This window comes from Streptomyces sp. NPDC002676 (assembly GCF_053592455.1).
Genome location: NZ_JBSFVT010000018.1, coordinates 136,851 through 146,851 on the forward strand (window position 1 = coordinate 136,851; position 10,001 = coordinate 146,851).

Annotated in this window: 9 protein-coding genes and 2 pseudogenes; 4 read left to right on the top strand and 7 right to left on the bottom strand. The window is 72.4% G+C overall.

The annotated features are described in order from the left end of the window. Window positions 1-51 precede the first annotated feature (51 nt). Window positions 52-753 (top strand): 4'-phosphopantetheinyl transferase superfamily protein, encoded by a 702-nt coding sequence (locus ACWD3E_RS34250; protein WP_451391418.1) that lies wholly within the window; start codon window positions 52-54, stop codon window positions 751-753. On the opposite strand, the gene ACWD3E_RS34255 is transcribed toward ACWD3E_RS34250, so the two are convergent. The 5 genes from ACWD3E_RS34255 to ACWD3E_RS34275 form a co-directional block, all read right to left on the bottom strand. After that, entirely contained in the window at window positions 734-2,077 is a 1,344-nt protein-coding gene (locus tag ACWD3E_RS34255; protein WP_451391419.1) for an NAD(P)/FAD-dependent oxidoreductase, read from the bottom strand. The two genes, ACWD3E_RS34250 and ACWD3E_RS34255, sit on opposite strands and share 20 nt — an antisense overlap. A gap of 2 nt (window positions 2,078-2,079) precedes the next feature. After that, window positions 2,080-2,355, bottom strand: coding sequence for an acyl carrier protein (locus ACWD3E_RS34260; protein ID WP_451391420.1), 276 nt, complete (start codon window positions 2,353-2,355; stop codon window positions 2,080-2,082). Window positions 2,356-2,399: 44 nt separating this feature from the next. Next, window positions 2,400-3,881, bottom strand: a complete 1,482-nt coding sequence (locus ACWD3E_RS34265; RefSeq protein ID WP_451391421.1) for an amino acid adenylation domain-containing protein — start codon at window positions 3,879-3,881, stop codon at window positions 2,400-2,402. Next, the gene (locus ACWD3E_RS34270; RefSeq protein ID WP_451391422.1) at window positions 3,878-5,014 is read right to left on the bottom strand and encodes an acyl-CoA dehydrogenase family protein; all 1,137 of its coding nucleotides are present in this window, start codon (window positions 5,012-5,014) and stop codon (window positions 3,878-3,880) included. The genes ACWD3E_RS34265 and ACWD3E_RS34270 overlap by 4 nt, the downstream gene beginning before the upstream one ends. Before the next feature lie 187 nt (window positions 5,015-5,201). Further along, window positions 5,202-5,975, bottom strand: a complete 774-nt coding sequence (locus ACWD3E_RS34275) for a thioesterase II family protein (RefSeq protein ID WP_451391423.1) — start codon at window positions 5,973-5,975, stop codon at window positions 5,202-5,204. A 192-nt stretch (window positions 5,976-6,167) separates the two neighbouring features. Here ACWD3E_RS34275 and ACWD3E_RS34280 point away from each other — a divergent pair, with 192 nt between their 5' ends. Further along, window positions 6,168-8,276 (top strand): acyl-CoA dehydrogenase family protein, encoded by a 2,109-nt coding sequence (locus ACWD3E_RS34280; protein WP_451391424.1) that lies wholly within the window; start codon window positions 6,168-6,170, stop codon window positions 8,274-8,276. A 138-nt stretch (window positions 8,277-8,414) separates the two neighbouring features. Here the strand turns inward: ACWD3E_RS34280 and ACWD3E_RS34285 are convergent. After that, window positions 8,415-9,152: pseudogene (locus ACWD3E_RS34285) on the bottom strand (helix-turn-helix domain-containing protein); the annotation flags it as partial. 95 nt (window positions 9,153-9,247) lie between these two features. Between ACWD3E_RS34285 and ACWD3E_RS34290 the strand changes: the two are divergent. Together ACWD3E_RS34290 and ACWD3E_RS34295 are read left to right on the top strand one after the other, a co-directional pair. Next, window positions 9,248-9,526 carry a hypothetical protein gene (locus ACWD3E_RS34290; RefSeq protein WP_451391429.1) on the top strand — a complete coding sequence of 93 codons (279 nt, stop codon included), beginning with the start codon at window positions 9,248-9,250 and terminating at the stop codon, window positions 9,524-9,526. Further along, window positions 9,501-9,719 (top strand): hypothetical protein, encoded by a 219-nt coding sequence (locus ACWD3E_RS34295; RefSeq protein WP_451391430.1) that lies wholly within the window; start codon window positions 9,501-9,503, stop codon window positions 9,717-9,719. Before ACWD3E_RS34290 ends, ACWD3E_RS34295 begins: the two co-directional genes overlap by 26 nt. 130 nt (window positions 9,720-9,849) lie before the next feature. Here the strand turns inward: ACWD3E_RS34295 and ACWD3E_RS34300 are convergent. Then, window positions 9,850-10,001 (bottom strand): annotated as a pseudogene (locus tag ACWD3E_RS34300) (precorrin-6A/cobalt-precorrin-6A reductase); the annotation flags it as partial.

A 10,001-nucleotide genomic window follows, 5' to 3' on the forward strand; every position in this document is an offset into this window, starting at 1 on the left:
TCTTCGACTATTCGGCAGCAGTGCCCCTGGGGACACCGGAAGGGGCGGCCGATGACCGGGCACCGGCTCGCGGGCCCCGGTTTCGTCGCCGTCTGGGTGGCGGTGGGCGCGGCACCGCCCGAGGGCGGGCCGCTCAGCCTGGACGCCCGCGCCCGGCGGTACCGCCGCATGCGGGCCGCGGCGCGCCGGGTCGGCCTGGACCTGGTCGCCGCGCACACCTCGTGTCCGCCGGAGCAGCAGGTCTGGGAGCGCGACGACCGGGGGCGCCCGGTGCTCGCCCGTCCCGCGGGCCTCCACGTGAGCCGCAGTCACGCCGAGGGCGTGGTGGCGGCCGCCCTGTCCTGGGACGCCCCGGTCGGCGTCGACGTCGAGCGGCTGCGGCCGCTGGCCGCCCGTGGCGCGCTGGCCCGGGCCGCCCTGTCCGAGACCGAGCAGCAGGTCGTGGACGAGCTGCCCGAGGCGGACCGGGACGCCCAGCTGCTCCGCTTCTGGACCCGGAAGGAGGCCGTGGCGAAGGCGCTGGGCACGGGGCTCGCCACGGACCTGCCCGGCATCGTCACGACCGCGCACGGCGCCCTGGTGTCACTCCCGCGCCCGTGCGGCGACGTCGCCGGCTGGTCGCTGGCCGATCTCGCGGTCCGGGGCGGCGTGATCGCCTCCGTCGCGGTCCGGGTGCCCGGCGTCCGGGTGCTGACCCGGACAATCGGACTCCCCCACGACGAGGCCCCTGCGGCTAGAACGCCGGAGCGATGACCGGCGCCCGGAGGTTGCCCAGGTACGGGTGCCACAGGTGCGTCGGGTCGTTCTCGACGGCGGTCACCGTCTCGCGCATGATGCGCAGCACCTCCGGCTCCTCCTCGTCGTAGAGGTCGCCCTGCAGCAGCCGCAGCACGTCGATCCGGTACTTCGGGTCCTCGACGTACGTGGTGAACAGGATGTTCAGCCGGTAGTAGATCGAGATGAACTCGTACCAGTTGCGGGTGCCGTTGCGCAGCTGCCGCTCGTACTCGGCGAACCGGCCCGCCGAGAAGTCGTCCGCCTCCACGGCCGCGAGGATGTCCTTGCAGGCCAGCCGTGCGCTGTTGAGCGCGACGCCGACGCCGCTGGAGAAGATCGGGTCGACGAAGCGGGCGGCGTCGCCGAGCAGCACGTAGCGGTCGCCGCAGATCTGCTTCATGGCGTAGCTGTAGTCGCCCTCGACCTTGAGCGGCGTCACCTGCTTGGTCTTCTGCAGCGCCTCGTACAGGTCCGGACGGCTCTCCACGAAGCTCCAGAAGAACTTCTCGCGGTCCGTGTTGGCCTCGGCGAACTTGTCCTTCTGGGTCACCACGCCGATGCTGGTGACGGTGTCGCTGATCGGGATCTGCCAGACCCAGGTGTCGCTGATCGGCAGGAAGTGCACGTAGATGTAGTCGATCTTCTCGGGGCTGTTGGCGAGCGCGACCCGGTCCAGGCCCTCGAACCAGGCGTGCACGGCGTACTGGTTGAAGACCGGGTCCGCCTGCTTGAGCCCGAGCTGGCGGCCCAGGAAGGTCTGGCGGCCGGAGCCGTCGAGGATCATCTTCGCGGTGAAGTCCACCTCCTTCGAGCCCAGGCGGCAGGTCAGGGTGACCTTGTCCGGGTCGTCGAAGTCCGTGCGCAGCGCCCGGACGCCCTGGAACACCTTGGCGCCCAGGCTCTCGGCGTGCTTCAGCAGGATCAGGTCGAACTTGCCGCGGTCGACGTGGAAGGTGTAGTCCCGGTCGACGCCCGGCTGGGTGCGCTCGGCGAACATGACGTCGGCGATGCCCCAGTCGTGCGCGAACTGCGGGGCGGCGCCGCCCGTCTTGGCCGGCAGCGAGGATGTCCAGGCCGCGCCGTACTTGCGCGGGAAGTTGGCCGCCTCGACCTTCTCCATCGCGCCGGTCTCCAGCAGCACCCGGGTGGTGGCCGGGACCAGCGACTCGCCCACGTGCGGCCGCGGGAAGTTCTCGCTCTCGAAGACGGCCACCGACAGGCCGGCCTTGGCGAGGTAGGCGGCAGCACTGGAGCCGGCCGGACCACCGCCGACGATCACCACGTCGTAGTCGAGACTCATGGTTATCGGGCACCTTCCGCGGAGGCGGCCACCAGGCCGGAGACGAGCTTGCTGATGGCGGCGATGTCCCGGAAGTTCGCCGCGTTGATCTGGGTGAGGGGCACGTCGACCCGCAGTTCCTCGCGCAGGAAGGTCAGCAGCAGGGCGCTGTTCATCGAGTTGAGCACCTCCCACTCCAGCAGCGGGGTGGTCTCGGTGAGTTCGCCCCTCGGGTCACCGTCGAGGAAGCTCTCACTGATGAAGGTGGTGATCCGCGGGGTGACTTCGTCGATCGTCATGGCGCCGCCTTTCCATCGGGAGGTGGGTGTCTGGTCCGGCCCGCTCATGACGTGCTCGTCGCGGACCCGTCGGCGCGCGCCTTCAGCGCCCGCCGGTCGATCTTGCCGTTGCCGTTCCTCGGCAGCGGGGCGAGGAAGCGCACCTCGTCCGCCACCATGTAGCGCGGCAGGTTCTGCGCGAGGTGCTGCCGGATGGTCAGCAGCCCCGGCTCGCTGCCGTCCCGCGGAGCCACGAAGACCACCAGGCGGGTGTCGATGCCTTCGCCCACCGCCACTGCGGCGGCCTCCGCGACGTCGGCGTGGTTCTCGAGCACGGCCTCGACCTCGGCCAGCTCGACCCGGTGCCCGCGGATCTTCACCATGTGGTCGCGGCGACCCAGGTAGTCGAACGAGCCGCCGGGCAGGACCCGGACCAGGTCGCCGGTGCGGTACGGGCCGCTCTGCGGCGGCCGGCCCCAGTAACCGGGCATCACCGTGGGGCCGTCCACCACGAGTTCGCCCTCCTCGCCCGCGGCCGCGACCTCGCCGTCCTCCCGCAGCGCCTGGACCCGGTCGCCGGAGGCCGCGATCCCGATCGGCACCGGCCGGTCGCGGTCCAGGTCCGCCTTGGTGACCTCGTGGAAGGTGCACACATTGGTCTCGGTCGGGCCGTACAGGTTCAGCAGCCGTGCGCCGGTCCAGCCGGCCAGGTCGCGCAGCTGCCCGATGGGGAACGGCTCCCCGGCGAACAGCACGGTGTGCAGGCTCTCCGGTGCCGGACGGTCCAGCAGGCCGCCGTAGCGCATCATCACGGCGAGGGCGGACGGCACCGAGTACCAGACGCTGATCCGCTCCTGGTGGAGGAACTCGACGAGCTGTGCCGGCGCGAAGGACAGCTCCGGGGGGATGAGGCGCACCGAGGCGCCGGCGCGGAACGCCACGTACAGGTCGAGCACCGACAGGTCGAAGGTGAACGGCGCGTGGTTGGCGAACCGGTCGTCCTCCTGCGGTGCCAGCAGCTCGTACGCCCAGTCGACGAACGCCCGCGCGTTCCGGTGGGTCAGGCACACGCCCTTGGGCGTTCCGGTCGACCCCGAGGTGTAGAGGATGTACGCCAGGTCGTCGGGCGTGACGGCGGCATTGCGGGCCGGCGCCGGATCGTAGGGGCCGTCGAGCTCCAGGTAGCCGAGCTCATCGCCCAGTTCCGCTGAGATCCGCGGGATCCGGGCGCCGTCCGCCACCATCAGGCGCGCCGCGCAGTCCCGGGCGATGGTCGCGACGCGGGCCACCGGGCTGCCGCCGTCGACGGGCACGTAGACGGCGCCGCACCGCAGGACCGCCTGCATCGCCGCCACCGTGGCGGGGCTCTTGCCCGCCCAGAGCACGACCCGGTCGCCGGGGCGCACGCCCTGGCGGTCCAGCCTGGACGCGATCGCGTCCGCCATGAGGTCGAGTTCGCGGTAGCTGACGCAGCCGGACGGCCCGCTCACGGCCGGCGCGTCGGGCCGGCGCGCGGCGGCGTCGATGACCAGTTGGTGGAGGGTCACAGGCCGGACTCCCGTGCGATCAGTTCCATTTGGATCTCGGTCGTGCCGGAGAAGATCGTGGTCGGCAGGCAGTCGCGCAGCTGCTCCTCGATCCCGTTGCCCATCAGGTAGCCGGTCGCGCCGAACAGCTGCATCGCGTCCAGGCTGTTGGCGACCGCGGCCTCGGACACGGCGGTCTTCGACATGGCGATCGCGCGGACGTCCGTGCGGCCCTGGTCGAGCAGCCAGCAGGCGCGGTACAGCAGCAGCCGCGCGCCCTCCAGGCGCTGCCGCATCCGGGCGATCCGGTGCGACACGGCCTGGAAGTCGGCAATCCTGCGCCCGAACTGCCGGCGCTGGGTCACGCGGGCCACGCACTCGTCCAACTGCCGTTCCATCAGCCCGAGGTAGCCGGCGAACAGGACACCGCGCTCCCAGGCCATCGAGTGCTGGAAGATCGCCGCGCCGCTGCCCTCCGCTCCGAGCCGGTACTCGGCCGGAACCACGCAGCCGTCGAACCGGACCCGCGCGGCCAGGCAGCCCCGCAGCCCCACCTTCGGCAGCGGCGCGCTGACGACGATGCCGCTCAGCTCGCGCGGCACGGCGAAGGCCGAGACGCCCAGGAACCCGGCGGACGGATCGGTGACGGCGTAGGTCACGTACACGTCCGCGATCGGGGCGTTGCTGACGAAGGACTTCTCCCCTTCGAGGACGTAGGCGTCGCCCTGGCGGGTGGCGGTGGCCTTGATCCGGCTGATGTCGGAGCCGGCCTCGTCCTCGGTCATGGCGTTGCCGGCGATCAGGTCGCCCGCCGCCATGCCGGTCAGCAGCTCCTTGGCGGTGGCCGTCCCGAACTCCAGGACCGGCACGGCGCACGAGAGCAGGTGGGCGGCGACCGCGAAGACCAGGCCCATGTCGGAGCAGGAGCGTCCGAACGCCTCCAGGGCCAGCGCGGTGTCCAGGGCCCCCAGGCCCGCACCGCCGTACTCCTCGGGCAGGCACAGCCCGGTCAGGCCGATGCCTGCCGCGGTCTTCCAGGCCAGCCGCGCCGACTCGGGGTCCGCGCTGGTCGTGTGTTCGGCGAACCGCTCGGCGACGACCGCACTGATATCGGCACAGCGTTCACGTTGAATCGGCGAGGGCTCGAAATCCATCAGTCGTCTTCCGGTGTGTAATCGGCGGTTTCCAATTCTGTCCCCCTCAGAAAGTGGCGCTGCCACACCATTCGCTTTTTCCTGGCCCGCGCCCTCGGCAACGGTATATTCCTCACGAGCGGGCCCCAACCCTTACCGCACCCTTATGCAGCCGGGGCGGCGACTAGGGGTTCACTAGGGGTGCCGCTCAGGACAGCACCGACGTACCGTCCTGCCGCGCTCCCGCGAGCACCGACGAGACGACGTCGAGCACGCCGGCCCGGCAGTCCTCCAGGTAGAAGTGGCCGCCGGGGAAGACCCGCAGGTCGAACCGGCCGAGCGTGTGGTCCGCCCAGGCCGCCACCTCGTCGATGGCGGCCTTCGGGTCGCGGTCGCCGGTCAGTGCGGTGATGTCGCAGGACAGCGGCGGGCCGGGCTCGAACCGGTAGGTCTCGATGGCCTCGTAGTCGGCGCGGACCGTCGGCAGGACCATGTCCAGCAGCTCCTGATCGGCCAGGATGCGCGGGTCGGTGCCGCCCAGCACGCGCATCTGCTCGACGAACACGGCCCTGCTCGCCCGGTGCAGCTCCTCGTGCCTGAACCGGGAGGGGGCCCGCCTGCCGGAGACGAACAGGTGCGCCGGCACCGCGCCCTCCTCCCGGTCGAGCCGACGCGCCACCTCGTAGGCGAGGACCGCGCCCATGCTGTGGCCGAAGAACGCGAACGGCGCGTCCAGCAGCGGCCGGACCGCCGCGTGGATGCGGTCGGCCAGCTCGGGGAGGGAGCGCAGGTGGGGCTCGGAGCCGCGGTCCTGGCGGCCCGGGTACTGCAGGGCCAGCACCTCGGTGTCGCCGGGCAGCGCGGCGCCCCAGGAGAAGTAGGAGGTGGCCGCACCACCCGCGTGGGGGAAGCAGAACAGGCGCATGCCCCCCGGTGCCTGGCGGTAGACACGGATCCAGCTGTCAGTGTCGGCATTTCCCACGGGCGTCACCTTTCTGAACGCAGCACGAATAACCGATTCCTCGGCCAGGACCGACCCTATCCTCGGCCGCCGCGCGGCGAACCCCTAATTAGCCCCTAAATATCCGGCCGCACATTGCCGGGGAATCACCCCGTCCCTATGCTCGGCATCCCTCGAATTGTCAGGACAACGGACGAGCAGGCAGGCGGGCGAATGCTCAAGACAGTTCTCAGAATCGACGAGGTCATCGAACTGCTGACCAGGCAGTGGCACTTCCCCGACCAGGCGGACGAAGCCGCGCTGGCCCGGCTGTGGCGGCTGGCGGCCGCCCAGGGTTGGTTCGGCCTGGGCAGCGTCGACGCCGTCGTGGGGCTGCTGCGGACCACCGGAGCGGCTGCCTGCCCGCTACCCGTGATGGACGGCTACGTCGCCGCGGGCCTGCTGGCGAAGGCCGCCCCGGAGATCGCGGACGGCATCGCGGACGGCGGCGTCCGGATCCTGGTGGTGACGCCGACGGACCCGGCAGCCGGACTGGTCCCGTTCGCCGAGGGCGGGGCGGCCGCCTCGCACGTCCTGCTCCTGCCCCCCGAGGGCGGCCTCGGGTCGGTCCGGCCCGTGGAGTTCGCCATCCCGCAGCCCGGGCTGGCGTCGCCCGCCTGGAGCAGTCTGCGCCTGGGCGCGGCGGAGGTCGAGTTCTCCGTCGAGCCGCACGAGGCCCGCCGGGCGCTCTCGCTGCTCAGGCTGGGGCTCGCGGCTCGCGCCATGGCGGCCGCGCGGCACACGCACGGGCAGTCCGTCGCCCACGCCAAGGTCCGCCGGCAGTTCGGGCAGACGATCGGCGGCTTCGGCGCGGTCCAGCAGCGCACGGCGTCCCGCGAGATCGACCTCGTCGCCGGCGAACTCCTGATCAACGACGCCGTCCGCAGGCACGACGAGGCACCGGATGCGGAGGCGGCGGTCCTCGCCACCGAGCTCGCGGTGTGCCACGCGGCCGCCGCCGCACCGCGCGCCCAGCTGACGGCCCACCACAACCTCGGCGCGGGCGGCTACTTCGAGGATCACGACGCCCCGTGGCTGTTCCGCCGGGTCCACGCGGACGTGGCGCGGCTGTCCTGCTTCCCGGCACCGGGCGGAACGGTCGCCGACCTCCTGATCGCGAGCACCGCCGGCCTGCCCGCCGTGGACCACTCCGCGCCGGCCGCGGCGATGCGGGCCCAGGCCCGCTCCTTCGGGTCCGAACACCGTGGCCGGGTACGGGAGTTCAGCAAGGGTGACGACCCGGAGCTGGTGGCGGCGATGTCCGCGCGCCGGTGGTTCGGGATGACCTGGCCCGCCGCCGACGGCGGCCGCGCGGCCACCGTCCCCGAGCAACTGGCGATGCAGGAGGAGAACGCCTACCACCAGCTGCCGGTCGCCAACGCGATGGCGGCCGTCTCCGTGGTCGGCCATCCCGTCGTCCGGTACGGGACGGCCGAGCAGAAGGCCCGCTACCTCCCCCCGATCCGGGACGGGCGACTGACCTTCTGCCTGGGGTACAGCGAGCCGGAGGCCGGCTCCGACCTGGCCTCACTGACCACGACGGCGGTCCGGGACGGCGAGGACTGGGTGATCAACGGGACGAAGTCCTGGATCGCCAACGCCGATACGGCGGAGTACATCTGGCTCGCCGTGCGCACGGACGTGGAAGCGAGCACGCCGCTCGCCGGAATCAGCATGTTCATCGTCCCGATGGCGACCGCCGGGATCAGCACGGAGCCGCTCCAGGGTCTGTCCGGGCAGACCTGCTGCACCGTGCGCTTCGACGACGTCCGGGTGAGCGACGGCGCGCGCGTCGGCCCGGTCAACCGCGGCTGGCACGTCATCACCGAGACGCTCACCGGCGAGCGGCTGCTGCTGGCCGGCGAGGTGGCCGGACTGTCCCGCCGGCAGTTCGACGAACTGCTGGCAGCGGTCCGCGCCGACCCGGAGGGCCTGGCCGGTCCGGCGGGGTCCGCCGCACGCGCCACGCTCAGCCGGATGGCCGTCCAGGTGCGGGCGGTGAACCTGCTGCTCGGCGAGGCCGCCGAGCGGGCCGAGTCCGGCCCCGCCCACATCGCCCGCCTCGCCTCGTCGATGGCCGGCGTGCTGGCCGCCGAGGTCTTGGAGCAGCTCAGCCGCGACGTCCTGGACGTCCTCGGCCCCGCGGCGGCGCTCAGCACGCCGGACGCCCCCGGCGCCGGCCTCTTCGAGCAGGGCCTGCGCCTGTCCGTCCTCGCCTTCCTCGCCGGCGGCACCAACGACGTGCAACGCGGACTGATCGCCCGCGGGCTCGGCCTGAACTGACCGGGGCGGCGCTGAACCGCGGCTGATGCCGCCGCGCGGCCAGGCGACGTCGTCCACCGCGAGCCAGGGTGCCGTCGCCAGGGCCGCGGGGGTCCCCCCGGTGAAGGCCGTGACGTCGCGGTGCAGGTGGGACTGGTCGGCGTAGCCGCACTCCGCGGCGATCCGCGCGACGCTGTGGCCCGCGGCCAGGCGATGCGCCACGTGGTCGAAGCGGATCAACTGCGCCGCGCGCTTGGGCGTGACGCCGACCTGGGACCGGAACCGGGACCACAGGCGCTTGCGGCTCCAGCCGACCTCCGCCGCCATCCGCTCGACCCGGACCACGCCGTGACGCGTCATCATCTGCCGCCACACCTCGGCGACTTCGGGATCGACGCGGCGGCCCTGCTCATGCCCCTGCTCGAACCGCCGGCCGAGCGCGGCCTCCGCGATCTCGAACCGATCGCCCCAGGCCCCGGCGGCTCGCAGCCGGTCCAGGGTGCGCTCCGCGTCGCGGCCCCAGAGGTCGTCGAGGGAGACCATCAGCCCGCGCGCCTCCGCGGCGGCGCCACCCAGGACCGCGTGGGCGACCAGCGGTGACAGCCGGATCTGCAGGCAGTCGACCTCGCTGCCGCTCGCCCGCACCGCGCCCGGATCGAGGCCGATGACGACGCTGCCGTGCTCCCGCCCCCCGCCGGCGACGTCGACGGCGATCGGCCAGTCGCCCAGGTCGACGGCCAAGGTGACGGCGGGATAGGGGATCACACCGAGATCGACGGGGTCGGCGGTGCGGGCGCGGAAGCCCGCCATGGCCAACCCCTGGATCCGGCCGGTCCCCGAGGGGGTGGCGATGTCCCACACCGCCGCCGCGTGTTGTGCCGTGCGAAGCGAAGGCATGGCCCCCAGGCTACGGCCGGACCGGGCCGAGGGGCAGCCGTTTTGGGCAAGCCCGCCATCGACCGTCCGGTTCCCGCTGGGGGCATGATGCGCTCGTGCGGAACGACAGAGTTCGGCAACGAGGGTACGGGCAGTGGCTCCTGACGGCCCTGATGCTGGTGTGCGGACTCGGCATGGTCATCGGCTTCGTGGTCACCGAAGCCGATGACTACGCGTTGCGGACGCACGGCACGCGCACGGTGGCCACCGTGGAGGATCAGCAGGGAACCGGCCGCGACACCTCCTACTTGCTGGACTTCAGCGACCGGGACGGGACGCGGGACGCCGCGCTACGAGTGGTCCGGCGACGTGTCGGGCGGCACCAAGGTCGGTGACCGGATACCCGTCGTCTACGACCCCGAGGATCCGAGTGATCTCCAGGACGCCCGCGACCTGGCCCGGGGCCCTTGGGCGTCCCTGATCTTCCTGGCGGCCGGCGTCTTCTTCCTCTGGCTCTCGTACCGCTACTTCCGAGCTGACCCGACGGCGTTCCGCCAGTGGGTGAGGCACCGCTACCGGATCCGGTGACCGTGCGGGCGGCTCCCGGCGGCGGCTCGGCTGCGGCCTGCCCAGCCCCGGTTCGTCCGGCTCGGGCGCGCCCTCGCCCGGATACCCGCCCCGGTGCAGTTGCCGTTCGAGAAGGAGGCAGACAGCCGCTGAAGCCCAGCCGGTCCAGTACCGCCGCCACGTCCGGTACCGGTGTGATGCCGGCCGACAGTGCGGGGCGTCGTACGACGACCACGGGCAGGGCGAGTTCGCGGGCGGCCGTCAGTTTCGCGGACGTCGCGTCGCCGCCGCTGTCCTTGGTCA